General features: G+C 67.7%; 17 protein-coding genes. 12 read left to right on the top strand and 5 right to left on the bottom strand.

Annotated features, from left to right (window positions below; translation table 11 throughout):
• The first annotated feature begins 141 nt into the window (after positions 1–141).
• Both BLU38_RS04985 and BLU38_RS04980 read left to right on the top strand, forming a co-directional pair.
• On the top strand, positions 142–480 hold the full coding sequence (locus BLU38_RS04985; protein ID WP_091520796.1) for a DUF7677 family protein: 339 nt from the start codon (positions 142–144) through the stop codon (positions 478–480).
• A gap of 39 nt (positions 481–519) precedes the next feature.
• On the top strand, positions 520–1,131 hold the full coding sequence (locus tag BLU38_RS04980; RefSeq protein WP_172836266.1) for a maleylpyruvate isomerase family mycothiol-dependent enzyme: 612 nt from the start codon (positions 520–522) through the stop codon (positions 1,129–1,131).
• A 28-nt stretch (positions 1,132–1,159) separates the two neighbouring features.
• Here BLU38_RS04980 and BLU38_RS04975 read toward each other — a convergent pair whose 3' ends face one another.
• Positions 1,160–3,496 (bottom strand): GH116 family glycosyl-hydrolase, encoded by a 2,337-nt coding sequence (locus tag BLU38_RS04975; protein ID WP_091520788.1) that lies wholly within the window; start codon positions 3,494–3,496, stop codon positions 1,160–1,162.
• A 310-nt stretch (positions 3,497–3,806) separates the two neighbouring features.
• On the opposite strand from BLU38_RS04975, the gene BLU38_RS04970 reads away from it, so the two are divergent.
• A complete protein-coding gene (locus BLU38_RS04970; protein ID WP_231920181.1) occupies positions 3,807–4,571 on the top strand; it encodes a DinB family protein in 765 nt (254 codons plus the stop codon).
• A gap of 97 nt (positions 4,572–4,668) precedes the next feature.
• On the opposite strand, the gene BLU38_RS04965 is transcribed toward BLU38_RS04970, so the two are convergent.
• The gene (locus BLU38_RS04965) at positions 4,669–5,541 is read right to left on the bottom strand and encodes an SMP-30/gluconolactonase/LRE family protein (RefSeq protein ID WP_091520784.1); all 873 of its coding nucleotides are present in this window, start codon (positions 5,539–5,541) and stop codon (positions 4,669–4,671) included.
• A gap of 2 nt (positions 5,542–5,543) precedes the next feature.
• A complete protein-coding gene (locus BLU38_RS04960; protein WP_091520780.1) occupies positions 5,544–6,323 on the bottom strand; it encodes an SDR family NAD(P)-dependent oxidoreductase in 780 nt (259 codons plus the stop codon).
• A 119-nt stretch (positions 6,324–6,442) separates the two neighbouring features.
• On the opposite strand from BLU38_RS04960, the gene BLU38_RS04955 reads away from it, so the two are divergent.
• Both BLU38_RS04955 and BLU38_RS04950 read left to right on the top strand, forming a co-directional pair.
• A complete protein-coding gene (locus tag BLU38_RS04955) occupies positions 6,443–7,510 on the top strand; it encodes a glycerate kinase (RefSeq protein ID WP_157683216.1) in 1,068 nt (355 codons plus the stop codon).
• Positions 7,511–7,638: 128 nt separating this feature from the next.
• Positions 7,639–7,998 (top strand): HesB/IscA family protein, encoded by a 360-nt coding sequence (locus BLU38_RS04950; protein WP_091520772.1) that lies wholly within the window; start codon positions 7,639–7,641, stop codon positions 7,996–7,998.
• 498 nt (positions 7,999–8,496) lie between these two features.
• Here BLU38_RS04950 and BLU38_RS04945 read toward each other — a convergent pair whose 3' ends face one another.
• Both BLU38_RS04945 and BLU38_RS04940 read right to left on the bottom strand, forming a co-directional pair.
• Positions 8,497–9,195, bottom strand: coding sequence for a response regulator (locus tag BLU38_RS04945; RefSeq protein ID WP_231920180.1), 699 nt, complete (start codon positions 9,193–9,195; stop codon positions 8,497–8,499).
• A gap of 35 nt (positions 9,196–9,230) precedes the next feature.
• The gene (locus BLU38_RS04940) at positions 9,231–10,814 is read right to left on the bottom strand and encodes a GAF domain-containing sensor histidine kinase (protein WP_091520765.1); all 1,584 of its coding nucleotides are present in this window, start codon (positions 10,812–10,814) and stop codon (positions 9,231–9,233) included.
• Between the two features lie 210 nt (positions 10,815–11,024).
• Between BLU38_RS04940 and ctaC the strand changes: the two genes are divergently transcribed.
• The 7 genes from ctaC (at position 11,025) to BLU38_RS04905 (ending at position 18,822) form a co-directional block, all read left to right on the top strand.
• The gene (gene ctaC / locus BLU38_RS04935; RefSeq protein ID WP_456238077.1) at positions 11,025–11,930 is read left to right on the top strand and encodes an aa3-type cytochrome oxidase subunit II; all 906 of its coding nucleotides are present in this window, start codon (positions 11,025–11,027) and stop codon (positions 11,928–11,930) included.
• Positions 11,931–11,994: 64 nt separating this feature from the next.
• Positions 11,995–13,689, top strand: a complete 1,695-nt coding sequence (gene ctaD / locus BLU38_RS04930; RefSeq protein WP_091531949.1) for an aa3-type cytochrome oxidase subunit I — start codon at positions 11,995–11,997, stop codon at positions 13,687–13,689.
• Positions 13,686–14,081, top strand: coding sequence for a cytochrome c oxidase subunit 4 (locus BLU38_RS04925; protein WP_091520761.1), 396 nt, complete (start codon positions 13,686–13,688; stop codon positions 14,079–14,081). Before ctaD ends, BLU38_RS04925 begins: the two co-directional genes overlap by 4 nt.
• A gap of 107 nt (positions 14,082–14,188) precedes the next feature.
• Positions 14,189–14,815 (top strand): PadR family transcriptional regulator, encoded by a 627-nt coding sequence (locus BLU38_RS04920; RefSeq protein ID WP_157683215.1) that lies wholly within the window; start codon positions 14,189–14,191, stop codon positions 14,813–14,815.
• On the top strand, positions 14,803–16,284 hold the full coding sequence (locus BLU38_RS04915) for a DHA2 family efflux MFS transporter permease subunit (RefSeq protein WP_091520756.1): 1,482 nt from the start codon (positions 14,803–14,805) through the stop codon (positions 16,282–16,284). The genes BLU38_RS04920 and BLU38_RS04915 overlap by 13 nt, the downstream gene beginning before the upstream one ends.
• A gap of 681 nt (positions 16,285–16,965) precedes the next feature.
• A complete protein-coding gene (locus tag BLU38_RS04910) occupies positions 16,966–18,504 on the top strand; it encodes a DHA2 family efflux MFS transporter permease subunit (protein ID WP_091520753.1) in 1,539 nt (512 codons plus the stop codon).
• A gap of 42 nt (positions 18,505–18,546) precedes the next feature.
• Positions 18,547–18,822, top strand: a complete 276-nt coding sequence (locus tag BLU38_RS04905) for a DUF2277 domain-containing protein (protein WP_091520750.1) — start codon at positions 18,547–18,549, stop codon at positions 18,820–18,822.
• Positions 18,823–18,981 lie beyond the last annotated feature (159 nt).

Below are 18,981 nucleotides of genomic sequence, written 5' to 3'. Positions count from 1 at the left end.
GCAGCCGTACCGCTCGGGGTCGTCCGCATCAGTGCGGGCCGACCGTCGCGGTGCGGCTGTTGTTGGTCGTACGGCTGTTGTGTCGTTCCACGGGACCGCCGGCAGCCTTGGACGGCGGCGTGACTCCGGCCGGAAGGAAACATGACAACACACCTGAGCCATTCCTTCAGCGGCGCGCTGCGGACCTTCTCGTTCTGGATTGCGAACGGGACGCTCGGCCAGCCGATCCTGGAGGGGATCGACTACCGGTTCGTGCTGTCGGAGGAGCCGAGCGTGCTGGAGCAGCTCTATGCCGTCTTCGCCAACGTCATCGAACTCGACGAGGACGGACGGGTGCTGAACGCCAAGTACGCCGAGCGTCGAGCAGCCGCCTGGCTGCGCAGCTATCTTGACCGCGACTACACCGTCGAGCCGGCGTTGCAGGACTGGGAACTCGCGCTGCACGAACCGCCGCCGAGGATCGATCCGATCGATCGCTGAACCGACCCGATCAGGGACGAGAATCAACCCGTGGAACCGATGCAGATGGCAGCGGCCGAACGCTCGGAGCTCGCCGACTTCCTGACGACGCTCACCGATGATCAGTGGAACGCACAGTCCTTGTGCAGCCGATGGCGGGTGCGAGACGTGGTCACCCACATGATCAGCTACGAGGAACACAGCACCCGAGACCTGCTGCGCCGGTTCCGGACGGCACGGTTCCGATTCGGTGATCTCAATGACGTGGCGCGAGCCGAATACGACCACCTGGAGCCGGCGCAGCTGATCAAATTCCTGCGCGATCATCCGACACCGCAGGGCAGCACGGCTCGGCTCAACGGACGGGTCGGCCTGGTGGACGCGATGATCCATCAGCAGGACATCCGCCGACCGCTGGGACTGCCGCGCGAGATCCCGGTCGAGCGACTTCGCTGCGCGCTGCCGTTCGCGGTCACGGCGCCGCCGTTGCGCGGCTTCTGGCATGCCCGCGGAGTGCGGCTGGTCGCCACCGATCTGGGGTGGAGCCGCGGACGCGGTCCCGAGGCCGACGGGACAGCCGAAGCGATCCTGATGATCCTTGCCGGTCGGCCGACCGTTGCCGAGGAGCTCACCGGGCCGGGGGCAGCGATCCTGCGACAGCGGCTGGGGTGAACGTTGTCGCGGTCGGTGCGGACGCCGGTCAGTCGCCGGTGCGGAGTCGCCAGGCGTCGACCAGCCCCCACGACGCCATCGACCGGACGTAGTGGTAGCCGCACTCGGCCTCGTCGAACGGGTTGCGGCGGCGGCCCGAATGCCGGTCCCGGACGTCGGTCACGGTGCGTACCGCCAATTCGTCCTCGCCGATCAGCAGCAGCCCGACCGCAGCGGAGTACTCGAAACCCGGCCAGACTTCGGCGGCGTACGGGAACGGGTAGGCCAGCTCCTGGCCACGCGGGTAGCTGGCGTTCAGCAGCCCGTGCTCGCGGCCCAGCGCGTACGAGCGGCGCGGGTTGACGTGGAAGGCGAAGTCCTCGATGTGGTTGTGCTCGGCGATGCTCAGCAGTGCCGTCCGGACATGGTCGGGATCCAGCGGGATCTGCAGTCCGCTGATCTGAGCCAGGCTGACGCCGGCCAGTTGATCACTGGTACAACCCGACCCGATCTGATAGTCGGGATCGGTCAGGTCGCGGCTGCCGCCCTCACCGATGTTCTCCAGCCGCAACCCGTGGGCGATCTGGTCCGCGCTGCCCGGCGGCCGGATCTGCTGGGCGTAGTAGTCGCCGTTGAACAGGTGTTCGTCGCACCAGTCGCAGCCTTGCCGAAGGATCCGCCGGCAGTCGGCGGCGAAGTCGGACTCGCCGACGTGCTCGGCGATCTCCGCCGCGGCAGCGAGTGCTCCGAGATACCAGGACTGCACCTCCATCGACGGCCCGTAGTACTCCACATCGGTGGTGTTGTGCTGGCAGCCCTCCATCACGCCGTCCCGGTCGGCGTCCCAGCCGCCCGGGATCCAGGCGAATTCCACCGCCTTGCGGACGTACGGCCACAGGCTCCGCATCCGATCCTCGTCGCCGGTCCGTCGCCAGGTCCGGTAGAACCGGATCACCGACCCCATCTGACCGTCGGCGGCGGCGAAATCCCAGGCCGGGCCCTCCGGATCCCGGGGCAGCCCGGTCCGGAAGCCGAGCATCCCGCGGTCGTCGCACATCGAGTCGACGAATTCGGTCTCCCGCATCGACCAGGCGAGCTCGGGAAACAGCGAGACGGTGGCGTACTCGTAGTTCCAGACGTGGGTGCAGCTGCCGTGGCAGCTGCCGTGATCGTCCATGCAGCCCTCCCAGCCGTAGAACCGGCCGTCGGCCGTCCGGAACACGGTCGGGGACTTCAGGATCGCCAGGTTGGACAGCGCCGCATCGGCCAGCACCGTCGGCAGGTCGGAGTCGATGATCGACCGGACGAACGCCGCCGACGCCGCGACGGTCCGGTCCAGCGTGCGACCGAAGGCGACCGCGGCTTCGCCGGCATCGGCGGTCAGCGTCGTGTAGTGGTTGCCGACGACATGCCGACTGGGCCGATAGCTTCCCGGCCAGTGGTTCCAGGCCAGCCGGTACGGGAAGTGCCAGCCGATCACGAAGTCGAAGGTCGCCTCCGCGCCGCTGGGTAACTCGTCAGCGAGTACCAGCGAGCAGGTGGCGTCGTTGTCGTGCGCCGGATGATCACCCAATCGACCGTCGTCGGAGAAGTCGGCCCAGAACTCCGACAGCGCATCGCCCCAGGGCCGGTCGATCCAACTGGTCCGTACCGAATCGGCGGTCCGGCCGGGGGAGTGCAGCGCGATCGTTCCGTCGGCGACGGAGCCGTCCCGGTTGGGATGTCGGCCGGTGATCACGGTGCCGTCCGGACCGTCGACCGCGGTGAAGCGGGCGCCGCGCCAGGCCGGTTCGGAAGCGGTCGCGCCGATCACGCTGGGCAGGCTGGCGGCGATGCTGACCTGCTGGCCGACCGCCGACGTGTTCCGCACCCGGACCCGGTAGAGCAGGGCCGGATGTCCGGACGCCTCCAGGTCCCCGGGCACCAGCGGATTGACCGCCTCCAGCCGGACCTGCAGCGGAACGGCGGGATCGGCCAGATCGACCGTGGCAAACGGATAGGCGGCGCCGAAGGTGCAGTCCCGGAACCGAGGAAACCCGTGCTGCGGGCTGGTGCTGCCCTCGGCCCCCTCGTACTCGTGGTCGAACAGGTCGCCTTCCAATACTCGGGTGTCGACGTGGCCGTCGGCACCGGCGCAGCGCAGGGTGAAGAACATCCGGCGCGGCGTCAGACCCTTGGCCGGGTTGTTGGCGACCTCGACGTCGACCAATCGGCCGCGGCCGTCGATACTGATGCAACCGGTGCCCAGACCGCCCAGTGGCAGCCGGATCCGTTGTCGATCGGCGCCGGTGTAATGGGTCAGGATCGGCCAGTCCCCGCTGTCCGGACGGTGTGCGGTCTCGGGCTGGTGGGATCGTGGGCGGTCAGCGGCCGTTGCTGCGGGCACGTGTCGTTTCTCCTGAGTGCTGGTGGTTGTGCGGAGTTCGCCGGGCGGTCACCGAACCCGGTCCATCCCATACGGCGGTGTGTTCCATGTCAATGCCGATGATCACTTTCCAGGGCCGAAGATCACTTTCTCGCCGATGATCACTTTCCAGGGCCGAAGATCACTTTCTCGGGCCGATGATCACCTTCCACAGGCCGTTGATCGTTTCTCGGGGCAGTGTCCGACAGCGGCGATAGATTGGCGACCATCGTTCGGCCGGCCCGATGATCATCGAGCAACGGTGCCCGATGGGTGCCGGTCAGGGAGGGGAATGATGGCTACCTTCGGTGGATCCGATGATCTCCGCGGCGCACGGTTCGTCGGTGCCGATCTGCGGGCTGCCCGGTTCGTCGAGTCCGACCTGTCCGGTGTGGTGATGCGCGGGGTCGAGATACAGCAGACCGAGATCGATGCGCCGTGGCTGCCGGCGGACGGAGGTCTGCGGGTCAACGACGTCGATGTCGGCGGGTATGTCGAGGCCGAGTTGAACCGGCGGTTCCCGGGTCGGTCCGAGCGCCGCGCGGCCGATCCCGAAGGACTGCGGTCCGCCTGGGCGACACTGCAGCAGACCTGGGCGACGACAGTGGACCGGGCCGCCTCCATGCCGGCCGGCACGGTCGACATCTCGGTCGCCGGTGAGTGGTCCTTCGCCCAGACCCTGCGGCATCTGGTGCTCGCCACCGACACCTGGTTGGGGCGCGGTGTCCTGGAGATCGAGCAGCCGTTCCACCCGATCGGACAACAGGACGCCGGCACAGCCGGTGACGGCGCGGACACCTCGGTGTTCCGCACCGACAAACCGTCCTACGACGAGGTGCTGCAGGTCCGTGCCGAGCGGGTCGCGATGGTCACCGATTTCCTGACCGGCGTCACCGTCGAGGAGTTGGCCGCCGAACGCAAGAACCCGCATGCCCCGCAATATCCGGAGACGGTCCGGTCCTGCCTGCACGTGATCTTGGAGGAGGAATGGGAGCACCTCCGCTTCGCCGTACGCGATCTGGACGCGATCGCGAAGGGTGCAACGACCGACGGCTGACGAGGTGTCAGACGGCTCGACCCCCAACGCTGACCCGTCAGTTTCTCCCCGACACGCCCGGCGTGTCGGGGAGAAACTGACGGGTCAGCGTGGAGGTTCAACCGGCGTAGGCGTACGGGGTGGTGCCGGTGAAGCCCGGCTCAGCGACGAAGACGGCGCCCGCCTCGGGCTGTTCGCCGTCGGCCAGGCCCTGCCGTGAGGTGGTGATGTAGAGGGTGCGCAGGTCCGGGCCGCCGAAGGTGCAGGCGGTGACGTTGCTGACCGGCAGGTCGATCACCGCGGTCAGCCGGCCGTCGGAGGAGTAACGGCGCACCGCAGAGCCGCCCCACAGAGCGACCCAGATGCCGTCCTCGGTGTCGATCGCCATCCCGTCCGGTGCTCCGGGCCCGTCGACGGCGACGAAGCGACGCGGATCGCCGAAGGTTCCATGATCATCGTCGAAGTCGAAGACGGTGACCTGGCCGGTCGGGGTGTCGTTGTACAGCGCCCGTCGACCGTCCGCAGTCCACTGCAGCCCGTTGGAGATCGTCACGTCGTCGAGTACCGGCGCCACGGAGCCGTCGGTGTCCAGCCGATACAGCGAACCGGCACCGGTCGTCTCGTCGTAGGCCATGCTGCCGCAGTAGAAACGCCCCTGCGGGTCGCAGCCGCCGTCGTTCATCCTGATCTTGGTGTCGGTGAACGCCGCGATCTCCGGTCCGGTCGGTCGAAGTTGATCATCGAGGGTGACGAAACCTCGTTCGGTGGCAAGGATGTAGCCGCCGCGACTCCGGTGCCGCAGGCAGGCGGCGACGTCGGCGACGTGGGTGCGATTGTGGTGCCCGGCCCGATCGACGGTGACGATGTCGCCGACGATCATGTCGACCAGCAACAGTCGGTCACCGGCCGGATCCCAGAGCGGGCCTTCCCCGTGCGCGGTGCACGGAGCGCTCAGCTGTTCGGCGGTGATCTTCGCGACCGGGTCGTTCATGATCACATCCAGCCGCCGTCGACGACCCACTTCTGTCCGGTGCAGTTGCGCGAGTCGTCGGCGGCCAGCCAGAGCACCATCCGGGCGATGTCCTCGCCGTACAACTTGTTGGGGATCTTCTGACTCTGTTCGGTCAGCCGCTCGATGTCTCCGGGCTTGGCCACCACCTCGAGCTGCTTCTCGGTCAGGATCCAGCCCGGGATGATGCAGTTCACCCGGATGTTCCACTTGCCGTATTCGCGACCCTGCGTCCGGGTCAGGCCCTCGATCCCTGCCTTGGAAGCGATGTAGCCGGTCAGATTGGGGAAGTCCAGATGTGCGGTGATCGAGCCCATGTTGATGATCGAGCCGCCGCCGGCCTCCCGCATCATCGGCGCGACCGCCTGGGCGGCGAAGAAGTGGTGCCGGATGTTGACCGCGATCTCGGAGTCCCACTGGTCGACGGTGACGTCGGCGAACGGGGTGCGCTTGTCGTTGGCAGCGTTGTTGACCAAGACCGTGATCGGGCCGTGCTGCTCGGCGGCGGTGTTGATCTTGGCCAGATAGTCCTCGACGTCGGTCACGTCGGCGCGCTGGAAGAAGGCCGTGGCGCCGCCGTCGGTCAGCTCCTGGGCGAGCTTCTCGCCGCGGTCGGTGTCGAGGTCGACGAAGCTCACCGTCGCGCCCTGACCGGCAAGGTGGCGGACGTCGGCCTCACCGATTCCGGACGCGCCGCCGCTGATGAAGGCGTGCTTGCCGGACAGGCTCGGGTAGCTGGCGTACTGCGGTGTCGACTCAGGCATGGGGCAAACGCTACTGGTGCCCGATCCGCCCCGGACGCGCGACCCGGATCTTGGTCCGCCGCGCAGCCGTTCCTCACCCTGCCGTCGTCGGGCTTGCCCTGCTTGGGAGGATGGCGGACATGCGGGTGATCATCGCCACCGATGCGATCGGTGCGCTGCGTTCGGCACGGGCGGGTGCGGTGTTGGCCGATGCGTGGTCCGGTGCCGAGACGACCGTCGTCCCGATCGGGGAGGCCGGAGCAGGTTTTGCCCGCGCGGTCGCCGACCAGGTCGAGGTCGAACCGTCCGACGGTGTGTCCGGCGGCGGACTGACCACGGTCGTCGACACCCCGGAACGGCTGCTGGTCAGCGTGGAGCCGCCGACCGGCGAGCCCCAACTCGGCATCGACCGGGACGCCTCCTCCGCCGCACTCGGGATCGCGTTGGCCGAAGCCCTCGCAGCCAGCCCGTACCACGCGCCGGAGGTGGTGCTGGACGTCTCGGCCAATCGGGCACACGACGCCGGGGCCGGGCTGCTCGGCGCCCTCGGGGCGACCGCCAATGTCGCGCTGGATGCCGGCGTCGCCGGGCTGCACGGGGTCTCCCGGGTCGATCTGCGGTCGGTCCGGCAGTTGCTCGGAGGCCGCCGGGTGACCCTCGTGGTGCCACCCGGTCAGCAGGGCCTGCCGCTGCTCGGGCTGCGCGGGATCACCTCCAGGTTCGGCCGCGACCAGGGCTGGCACCCGGAGCTGCTGCTGGCCACCGACGCCAGCCTGCAGGCCTTCACCGTCGCTGCGGCGCCGGGGGAGCGGGAGACCGAGGACTGGGGTGCGGCCGGCGGCCTCGGGTTCGTCGCCGACCTGCTCGGCGGCCGGGTGGTCACCGGCTCGGCCTACTGCGCCGAGCTCGCCGGGCTGCCGCGGGTGATTCGCGGCGCCGACCTGTTGGTGACCGGCTGCAGCGTCTTCGACTTCGCCGAGCGTGGCGGTGGCGTCGTCGCACGGATCGCCCGGCTCGGCGAGAGCAGCAACGTCCCGGTGATCCTGATCGCCGGTGAAGTGGTGATCGGATCGCGGGAGATGCGGTCGATGGGCATCGAATCGGCCTACGGCGTACGGGAGTCCCGGGTCGACCAGCCGGTCGGTGACGTTGCGCCGGTCGAGCTGGCGGCGACGGTGAATCGCGTCGCCCGCAGCTGGACCTGGTGACCGCTGCGACATAGGGCGGGTCGGTTGTCGCAGCGTCTCGCAGGGTGAGTCTGGTTGGTCCGTGGCGAGGCCGTGCTTACACTGAATTCATCAGCGTGCACGCTCCATTCGCTCAGCGGAGGAAAGATATGACCGAACAAGCCACCATCGAGGCTCCCGTTTCCGACGGCATCGTGCTCACCGGCGAGGCCGCGTCCAAGGTCAAGGCGCTGCTGGACAGCGAGGGCCGCGACGACCTGGCATTGCGGGTGGCGGTCCAACCCGGTGGTTGCTCCGGACTGCGCTACCAGCTGTTCTTCGACGAGCGCAGCCTCGACGGCGACGTGGTGCAGACCTTCGGCGGCGTCAACGTGGTCACCGATCGGATGAGCGCCCCCTACCTGATGGGTGCCACGATCGACTTCGTCGACACCATCGAGAAGCAGGGCTTCACCATCGACAACCCGAACGCGACCAGCTCCTGCGCCTGCGGCGACAGCTTCAACTGAGTCGCACCGCTCGACAGCCTCGCTGCCGGGCTCCCCATCTGCCGACCGTGGCAGGGGGAGCCCGGCAGTCTGCTTTGTCGGCCCCGTTTCGTCGGGTTTTTCGGCCCGGAATCGGCGGTCCCGGGGTCCGTGGCGGTGCCGATCGAACGGCGGTAGCACCCGGATCAGGCAGGAGGACGCCCCATCCCGGAGCAACAAGGCCAAGTTGGGCAGGACACGAAGAACGGCCGAAACCGGTGCCGACTTTCCCCCGAAGTATCGGCACGCACGAACGTCGAGACGTCCCGCGGTGCGTCGACCCCAAGTCGGTATTGCTGCCCTCGAGATGGGGCGGTAGGTCGGGCGTCGCAGGCGACGACCGGCCGACCAACATCCTTGTCGTGCTCACCGGTCGACGACAGGGCCTAAGGTCCCGAACATCGGCTCCCCGCGGCCGGCAGACCGGATCCGGGCGGGGGCGGTTGCGATCAGGACGGGTTGCGATCGGGACGGGCGCGATCAGGAAGGGGAATCGTCGTGCTGGCGCAGTTGGGCCCCGAACACCGCGATCTGGGTGCGGCGCTGCATGCCCAGCTTGCTGAGCAGCCCGGACACGTAGTTCTTGATCGTCTTCTCCGCCAGGTACATCCGGGCACCGATCTGCCGATTGGTCAGGCCCTCGGCGACCAGGTCGAGGATCTCCCGTTCCCGCTCGGTCAACTGCTCGGCGCGGTTGTCGGGGGTCGGTCTGCGGAGTCGGGAAAGCAGCTTGCCGCTGATCACCGGGTCGATCAGCGAACGCCCGGTGGCGGCCGTCCGGATCGCGTCGGTCAACGACGCTCCGCCGATCTGCTTGAGCAGGTATCCCGACGCCCCGGCCATCACCGCGGCGAACAGCGCCTCGTCATCGTCGTAGGAGGTCAGGATCAGGCAGTGCAGACCGGGCATCGCCGACCTGACGTCCCGACAGACATCGATCCCGGAGCCGTCCGGCAGCCGACCGTCCAGCAGAGCGACATCCGGCGCGACCTGCGGGATCATCCGCCGCGCTTCCTCGGCGGTCGCGGCCTCGCCGACGACGCGCAGGTCGGGCGTGGTGCCCAGCAGTGACACCAGGCCGCGGCGGACCAATTCATGATCATCGACGATGAACACGCCGATCGTCGGCGTCGTCGGGTCGGTTTTCGGCCCGGCTGGCATATCCGGTGCCGCCGTCATATCCGGTCTCCTTCGGGCAAGGCGTCCCCCAACGCTCATGGCCGCAGCGGGACGATCCAGGACAGGGTCGTACCGCCACCGGGTGGAGTACTGATGGTCAACGTACCGCCATGCTGCTCGGCGCGCCGACGAAGATTGGCAAGTCCGCTGCGACGGCCCGAATCGGCGATCCCCAAGCCGTCGTCGCCGAGGTAGATCTCGAGTTCGCCCGCGGCGATCTCGATCCGCAGCGTGACCCGCTTGGCGTCGGCGTGCCGCACGACATTGGTCAGTCCCTCCCGGACGACCGCCTCGACGTCGGAGATCAGATCGGCCTCAGCGACAGTGTCCAGCGGTCCGACGAACACGACCTCGGGTGTCCGGGGCAGCCCGGTGGTCAGGTCGGCGACGACCGACAACACGATGCCGCGCAGTCCGCTGGGGGAGTCGAGGCTCTGCTGTCGGAGAGCGAAGATCGTGGTTCGGATCTCCCGGATCGTGTCGTCCAGGTCGGCAACGGCGTCAACCAACCGTGCCCCCGGTCCGGCCGCGGTGACCGTCGCGATGCTCTGCAGTTCGAGCCCGGTCGCGAACAGCCGCTGGATCACCCGGTCGTGCAGGTCGCGGGCGATTCGGTCCCGATCCCGGAGCAGACGCAGCCGATCCTGGTCGGCACGGGCCTCGGCCAATTCCAGGGCGAGGGCGGCCTGACCGGCGAAGTTGGCAGCCACCTCCAGGTCGGATCGGCTGAACGGACGTTGACCGCCGCGGCCCACCACGACCGCGCCGCTGGTGCCGTGCTCGGCGTCCAGGGGAACCGCCATCACCGACCCCAACGAATCGGCATACCGCGGGCACAGGGTCGGTTCGACGTAGCGCTGCGCATTGTCGAACAGCACGCCGCGCCGCCGCCGCATCACCTCGCCGGCCAGTGAGCCGGCTCGGAGGTAGCGGACGCCGGTCAGGTCCTCGGCGCCGACACCGATCGCGGCCACCACCTCCACGTCGTCGGCACCATCCGGCCGGACGACCGAGACGACATCGGCGTCGGCCAGGTCGCGGACCCGTTCGGCGATCCGCTCCAAGGTCCCGGCACGCTGGCTACTGATCAGACTGCGGCTCACCTCGGCCACCGCGCGCAGCCATTCCTGGGTCCGCCCGGACTCCTCGTACCGTTGGGCGTTGCGGATCGCCGTACCCGCCGTCTCGACCAGCGCGCCGATCAGCACTTCCTGGTCCGGTGCGAGATCGGCACCGTCGGCCGGCAGCACGAACAGCCGGCCGTACTCCCGATCGCCGGTCCGGATCGGGAACGGTCGACCGGCGAGCTCCCGATCCGCAGGATCCCAGGTCCCGCCGATCCGTTCGGTGAGAGCACCGTCATCGGAGTCAGCGCTGACCGGCCATCCGCCGGCCCGGACCAGCCGGCGTTCGTTGTCGACTCCGTCGGCGAAGATCTCCAGCGTCACCTGTCGGGCATCGATCAGATCCCGGGCCGCTCGAACGACGCGCCGCACCGTGCCGCGCAGCGACAGGTCGCTGATGATCGACCGATCGGCCGCCAGCAGGCGTTCGGGCCACGGCTGCTCGGCTGCGGCCGGGAAGGGGCTTCCGCTCGCCCCCCGTGTCGGGGTGGCCATGGTTGCAGAGCGTACGACGCATCGCCGCTGCGCGCAGCCGATCGGGCTCGGTCTGCGCTACCCCCGGACCGGCCGCCGGCCCCGGCGCGGCCGCTCCCTGAGCTGGAACCGGGCGAAGCCGACCTGTCCGGGGCCCCGTCGGTGGGCGCGCTGGGTTATGGTGCTGATAGGTTTGACGCGCTGTAGTAGTACGCATCAGAAAGGGTCGACGTGGCACCTGTTTCTCGCCCGCGAGTCCCGCTCACCAAGCGGTCGGTTCCGCGCACGGTCTCCCGACTGCTGCTGGTGTCGCTGGGAGTGGGCGCGCTCAGCCTCGCGGGGTGTAGCGCGGAGCAGACGGCGCAACTCGGACGACTCGGGTTGCCGGTCGCTGCCAGTGACCGCACTCCGTACACCCATAACCTGTGGATCGGTTCCTGGATCGCCGCCTTCGGTGTCGGCGTTCTGGTCTGGGGCATGATCGTCTGGTGCGTCGTCCGGTATCGCCGGCGCAAGCCCGGCGTCCCGCGGCAGAACCGGTACAACCTGCCGATCGAGATCCTCTACACGGTGACCCCGTTCATCATGATCGGCGTGCTCTTCTACTTCACCGTGATCACCCAGGACAAGGTGCAGGCCAAGGTGGCCAAGCCCGATCATGTGGTGACCGTGGTCGGACAGAAGTGGAACTGGTCGTTCAACTACCAGGAAGCCGGTAACCCCGCCGTCGGTAAGGACGTCTGGGAGTCCGGGACGATCGAGGATCCCGCCGACCTCTATCTGCCGGTCGGGGAGAGCGTCCGCTTCGACCTCAAGTCGGTCGACGTCATCCACTCCTTCTGGGTGCCGGCGTTCTACGAGAAGCTCGATGTGCTGCCGGGCCGCAACGCCACCATCGATCTGACGCCGACCAAGGAAGGTGTCTTCGCCGGCAAGTGTGCCGAGCTGTGCGGCACCTACCACTCGGCGATGCTGTTCAACGTGCACATCGTTTCGCAGGATGAGTATGTCGCTCACCTGAAGTCCTTGGCGGCCAAGGGACAGACCGGCAAACTGAAGTCGCTGGAGCACCCGAGTGCGGTGCCGCAGCGTCCGGAAGAAGCCGGCACCGAAGAGACGAAGCAGGGAGAGGGCTGAGGTGACCACCTTCGAGGGAACCGCGGAGCGGACGGCCTCCGCGCCGGTCACGGTCCGGCGACCGATGGGCAAGGTCGCCTGGAAGTGGCTGACCACGACCGATCACAAGATGATCGGGCAGTTGTACATCATCACGTCGTTGGCCTTCTTCGCTTTCGGCGGTCTGCTGGCGTTGGCGATGCGCGCCGAGTTGGCCTTCCCGGGGCTGCAGTTCCTCAGCTACGAGACGTTCAACCAGTTCTTCACCATGCACGGCACGATCATGCTGTTGCTGTTCGCGACGCCGTTGTTCTCCGCGTTCGCCAACGCGATCATGCCGTTGCAGATCGGCGCACCGGACGTCGCCTTCCCGCGGCTGAACATGCTGTCCTACTGGTTCTTCCTGTTCGGCGGCCTGATCACGGTCTCCGGCTTCCTCAGCCCGGACGGCGCCGCGAGTTTCGGTTGGTTCGCCTACTCGCCGCTGAGCAACGAGGTGAACAGCCCCGGTGTGGGTGGTGACCTGTGGATCGTCGGCCTCTACCTGGTCGGTCTGTCCTCGATCCTGGGCTCGGTCAACTTCATCACCACCATCCTGACCATGCGGGCGCCTGGCATGACCATGTTCCGGATGCCGATCTTCACCTGGAACACGCTGATCACCTCGTTGCTGGTGCTGATCGCGTTCCCGATCCTGGCCGCGGCGCTGTTGATGTTGGAGGCCGACCGGAAGTTCGGCGCGCACGTCTTCGACGCCGCCAACGGCGGCGCGATGCTGTGGCAGCACCTGTTCTGGTTCTTCGGCCACCCCGAGGTCTACATCATCGCGCTGCCGTTCTTCGGGATCATCACCGAGATCCTGCCGGTGTTCAGCCGCAAGCCGCTCTTCGGCTACATGACGCTGGTCGCGGCGACGCTGTCGATCGCCGCCCTGTCGGTGGCGGTCTGGGCCCACCACATGTACGTCACCGGTGCGGTCAACCTGCCGTTCTTCTCGTTCATGACGTTCCTGATCGCGGTCCCGACCGGGGTCAAGTTCTTCGACTGGATCGGCACCATGTGGGGCGGCAGTCTCACCTTCGACACCCCGATGCTCTGGTGCATCGGCTTCCTCACCACCTTCCTGTTCGGTGGTCTGACCGGAGTCATCCTGGCCAGCCCGCCGCTGGACTTCCAGCTGTCGGACTCCTACTTCGTGGTGGCGCACTTCCATTACGTGGTGTTCGGCACCGTGGTGTTCGCGATGTTCGCCGGCTTCTACTTCTGGTGGCCGAAGTGGACCGGCCGGATGCTGGACGAGAAGTGGGGCAAGATCCACTTCTGGCTGCTGTTCCTCGGCTTCCACACCACCTTCCTGGTGCAGCACTGGCTGGGCGTGGAGGGTATGCCGCGGCGCTATGCCGACTACCTGCCCAACGAGGGCTTCACCGTCCTCAACCAGGTCTCCTCGGCCGGCGCCTTCCTGCTCGGTGCCTCGATGCTGCCGTTCATCTACAACGTGTGGAAGTCGCGTAAGGCGCCGCTGGTGCAGACCGACGACCCGTGGGGTTGGGGACGGTCCCTGGAGTGGGCCACCTCCTGCCCGCCGCCGCGGCACAACTTCGACTCGCTGCCGCGGATCCGTTCGGAGTCGCCGGCCTTCGACCTGCACCACCCGGAGATCGCGCTGGAGGAGTACGCCGAAGCCGACGAAGGTGAGCTGATCGACGCACCCGCCGACACCGGACGTGTCGGGACCTTGACCGATCGCGGCGGACAGTCGGGAGAGGAGCTCCGATGAAGGTCGAAGCCTGGATCTTCACGATCCTGACGGTGTTCTTCCTGATCGTCACGCCGTCCTACTGGCTGGTGACGCACGAGACCACCGGTACGGCGGCCCTGACCCTGACGTTCTTCCTGTCGCTGATGATCACCGGGTATCTCACCCTGATCTCGCGCCGGATCGACGCCCGGCCCGAGGACAAGCAGGAAGGCGAGATCGTCGAGGGGGCCGGCGAGGTCGGCTTCTTCTCCCCGCACAGCATCTGGCCGCTGCTCTGCGCCCTCACCCTGGCGTTGGTGATGGTGGGGCTCGTGCTCGGCTGGTGGATGGTGATCATCGCCGGTGCGCTCGGGATGGCCTCGCTGACCGGTCTGATCTACGAGTACTACCGCGGCGACTACGCCCACTGAGGTTCACTGAGCTCGACCTGAGACATTGAACGGCCCCGGACGCGATGTCCGGGGCCGTTCTGTCTGTCCGGCTTGTCTTCGGGTTTGCCCCGTGCGTAATATTCCACGTGGAGTATTTGGTGGAGGGGCACGGATCGGGGGTCGGGGTGACGTCAGCGGCACGGGTGAAATTGGCGGCACGAGTGACGCCCTTGGGCGCGGCGGTGCTGGCATTGCTCGCCGAGCGCCCCATGCATCCGTACCAGATGTTCTCGGTGTTGATGGAACGACGCCAGGATCGGCTGGTCAAGATCCGCGCCGGCTCGCTGTATCACACCGTCGAACGGCTGGCCCGGGACGGACTGCTCGAGGTCACCGGCACCGAGCGAGCCGGTGCCCGTCCGGAAAGAACGATGTACGCCCTCGCCGATGCGGGTACCGTCGCTCTGGAGGATTGGGTGCGGCGCACGATGTCCGAGCCCGAGCCGGAGTTTCCTCGCTTTCCGCTCGCGTTGGCCGAGGCCCACAACCTGTCGGTCGACACCGTCGTCGGGCTGCTGACCGAATACCTGCAGATCGTCGAGACCGACATCGATGCCTACCGGACGGCGATCGAGCAGCTGCAGAAGTTGCCGCTTCCGGAGGCGCACTGGCTGGAGATCGACTACCTGCTGGCGCAGCGCAGCGCCGAACGCGACTGGATCGCGACAACGCTGAAGAGACTGCAATCGAAGGACTTGCCATGGCCCAAGTGACAGAACCGGCGATGAGGCCTGCGTCCGAACCCGCCAACCCGTGGCCGGCGATGTGGGCGCTGGTGCTCGGATTCTTCATGATCCTGGTCGATTCGACCATCGTCTCGGTCGCCACTCCGGCGATCATGACCTCGCTGGACGCCGACGTGAACTCGGTGGTCTGGGTGACCAGCTCCTATCTGCTGGCCTACGCGGTCCCGCTGTTGATCACCGGCCGGCTCGGCGATCGGGTCGGTCCGAAATGGATCTACCTGATCGGACTGGTGCTGTTCACCGGCTCGTCCTTGTGGTGCGGGCTGTCCGACGGCATCGAGATGTTGATCATCGCCCGGGTCTTCCAGGGCCTCGGGGCCTCGATGATGACGCCACAGACGATGGCAGTGATCACCCGCACCTTCCCGCCGGACAAGCGGGGCCGGGCGATGGCGCTGTGGGGTGCGGTGGCCGGCGTCGCCTCCCTGGTCGGCCCGATCGTCGGCGGTCTGCTGATCGACGGCCCGGGCTGGGAGTGGATCTTCTTCGTCAACATCCCGGTCGGTGTGGTCGCGTTCGCGCTGGCCCTGCGACTGGTGCCGAGACTGCAGACCCACAGTCACCGGTTCGACATTCCCGGGGTGCTGCTCAGCGGTATCGGCATGTTCCTGATCGTGTTCGGCATCCAGGAGGGTGAGAGCTACGACTGGGCCGGCTGGATCTGGTTGCTGATCGGTGCCGGCGTGGTCGTGATGGTGGGCTTCGTGATCTGGCAGCGGGTCAACTCCGCCGAACCGCTGCTGCCGTTGGGGCTGTTCACCGATCGCAACTTCAGCCTGTCCAACATTGCCATCACCGCCGTCGGCTTCATGATCATCTCGTTGTCGCTGCCGTTGATGATCTACGCCCAGTCGGTCCGCGGGCTGACTCCGACCAGGGCAGCGCTGCTGATGGTGCCGATGGCGGTCGTCGGGATCATCCTGGCGCCGTTCGTCGGTCGGCTGGTGGACCGCTATCACCCGCGGTACCTGGCCGGGTTCGGTCTGCTGGCCGACTCGGTGTCGCTGTTCTGGCTGAGCTCGGTGCTGCGGGCCGACACCCCGATCTGGCAGCTGTTGTTGCCGATCACGCTGCTCGGCATCGGTACCGCGTTCACCTTCGGTCCGCTCGGTGTCTCGGCCAACCGCAACCTGCCGATGGCGCAGGCCGGGGCGGGCTCCGGGGTCTACAACGCCACCCGGCAGGTCGGTTCGGTGCTCGGCAGCGCAGCGATCGCAGCGCTGATGGAATCCCGGTTGGCCGCCAATCTGCCGGCGATGCCCGGCGGTGCCGCTCCGACCGAGGCCGGCGCCGGTGACCTGCCGCCGCAACTGTTGGACGGCTTCAGTACGGCGATGGGCCAGTCCCTGATGCTGCCCGCCATCGTGATCGGCGTCGGCTTCCTGGTGGTGTTGTTCCTGGAGGCGCCCAAGCATCTTGCCGCCCGCCGCCCGTAGGAGGGTGCCTGTGCCCGTCGCGAGCGGTGCGCTGTGCGTGCGCACGGCTTGCGCGCGACGGAGGGCGTACGTCAGCACCTCGAAGGAGGGCGACGTCGCCGTGTTGACGCAGCGCGTCGTCTCGCAACGACAGGTGCGTGCAGCGCAACGCGGCGTCGCGAAGGCATACCGGGCGAATGTCGAGCGATCGCCAACGCCGCGATCTGCGTGCCCGGGCGCCGCGAGACAGGAACAATCTCGGCAAGGCGCCACGAGGGACGTACTGATCTCTTCGAGCCCCGCGCTGCAGATCCGGTCGCAGGGCGAACGTGTCACGGCCAGCCGGGACCCGTCGAAACGAGTGCAACGCAGCGAGCAGGCGTGCAGCCCGGAGCAGCCGAATCCTGCTTCCCGGCGGCGCAGCGATCACGGCCCGGGTTCGGTGCCGGCTGCCGGTGCCGTGCGCCGCTCACACTGCCCGACGGCTCCCGGCAGGGGGCAGTTGCGTGGCGGCTCGTCGGACCGATCGGCTGAGACGGTGCACCGCTGTCAGTGGCGTGGGGTAGGAATGAACCTGTCCGGCCGGTGGTTGAGCCCACCGCGGAGACCGCCGGATCCGACCGACCCGCTCGCGACTCGGCCGCCGGCTGTGGGCGACGAAGCGTCAGCATCCACCCGATGACGAACATATGAAGGAGATCGATGGCCCCGCGACGTGATCCCGAGTTGCGCCCGACCCAGCTCGGTGCGACCGGACCTGCCGGCCCATTGGCGACGGCCGGGCCGCAGCCGGGGGAGCCGTCCAACCCCTGGCCGGCGATGTTCGCCTTGGTGCTCGGCTTCTTCGTGATCATGATCGACACCACCATCGTCTCGGTGGCGACCCCGGCGCTGATGGCCGACCTCGATGCCGGCGTCACCGATGTCGTCTGGGTGACCAGCGCCTATCTGCTGGCCTACGCCGTACCGTTGCTGATCACCGGCCGGTTGGGTGACCGGGTCGGTCCGAAGTGGATGTATCTGTCCGGGCTGGCCGTCTTCACGCTGTCGTCACTGTGGTGCGGGCTGTCGGCCGACATCCAGATGCTCATCGTCGCCCGGATCTTCCAGGGGCTCGGTGCGGCGATGATGGTTCCGCAGACGATGGCGATCATCACCCGGACGTTCCCGCCGGAACGCCGCGGCAAGGCCACCAGCCTGTGGGGTGCGGTCGCCGGTATCGCCGGGCTGATCGGGCCGATCCTCGGCGGCGTCCTGATCGACAGCGTCGGCTGGCAGTGGATCTTCTTCGTCAACCTGCCGATCGGTGTGGTCGGCCTGGTGTTGGCCTGGTTGCTGGTGCCGTCGCTGGAGACCCACAGCCATCGCTTCGACGTGGTCGGGGTGGTGCTCAGCGCGATCGGCATGTTCGCGCTGGTCTTCGGCATCCAGGAGGGCAGCAACCTCGACTGGGATTACCGCGCGTGGCTGTTGATCATCGGCGGGCTGGTCGTGATGGCCGCCTTCGTCGGCTGGCAGGCCAAGGGCGCAGCCGAGCCGCTGATGCCGCTGAAACTGTTCACCGATCGCAACTTCAGCCTGGCCAATATCGCGATCACCGCCGTCGGTGTGGTGATGGTCGGCTTCCAGCTGCCGTTCATGCTGTACGCCCAGACCGTTCGTGGACTGGGGCCGACCGAGGCCGCGCTGCTGACCGCGCCGATGGCGATCACCAGCATGGTGTTCGCGCCGATCGTCGGCCGACTGGTCGACACCCGGCACCCGCGGTATCTGGCCGGCTTCGGGATGCTGACCAGCGCCATCGGACTGTTCTGGATGGCGGCGGCGATGCGGCCGGATGCGCCGGTCTGGCAGATCCTGCTGCCGGTGACGGTGTACGGGCTGGGCAACTCGTTCATCTTCGCCCCGATCGGCGTGAGTGCCAATCGCAACCTGCCGATGGCGCTGGCCGGCGCCGGATCCGGGGTCTTCAACAATTCCCGCCAGGTCGGTGCGGTATTGGGTAGTGCGGGGATCGCCGCGCTGATGACCGCCCGGCTCGGCGCCGATCTGCCGCAGTTGGCCGGCCATGCCGGTGCCGACCCGATGGCGTTGGGTGGTGCCGGCCGTCTGCCGACCCAGCTGCTCGACGGCTTCAGCTCGGCGATGGCGCAATCGCTGGTGCTGCCCGCCGTGGTGATGCTGGCCGGCTTCGTCAGTGTGCTGTTCCTGACCACGCCGCGCCATCTGCGCAGTCGCTGAGTCACTCCCGTACGGCGCGGGCGACAACTAGACTCCGACGGCATGTGCCGAAACATCCGCCAGCTGCACAACTTCGATCCGCCGGCGACCTCCCAGGAAGTGCAGGACGCCGCGCTGCAGTACGTCCGCAAGATCGCGGGCACCACGAAGCCGTCCAAGGCCAACCAGGAAGCCTTCGACCGCGCCGTGCACGAGATCGCCCACGTCACCCAGCATCTGCTGGACGATCTGGTCACCTCTGCGCCGCCGAAGAACCGTGAGGAAGAGGCCGAGAAGCGCCGCGCCCGGTCCGCTGAGCGGTACGCCTCCGCCGGCTGATCCTGGTCATCGGGCACTGAGCCCGTCGAAGGGCCAGGAACCTTGCCGTTGGACCGTGAGTCTTTCGAAGCGTCCTGAGTCGTTCGAAGGGTCCTGAGTTGTCGAAGGACCGGTCCTGGCCGAACGCGGTCATCTACCTAGCCACCGCGGCCTTGAGCG

This window comes from Microlunatus soli, from assembly GCF_900105385.1.
In the GTDB taxonomy this organism is placed as follows: Bacteria; Actinomycetota; Actinomycetes; order Propionibacteriales; family Propionibacteriaceae; genus Microlunatus; species Microlunatus soli.
Note: the sequence above shows the minus strand (reverse complement) of the source record. Positions and strands in the feature narration are given on the sequence as shown.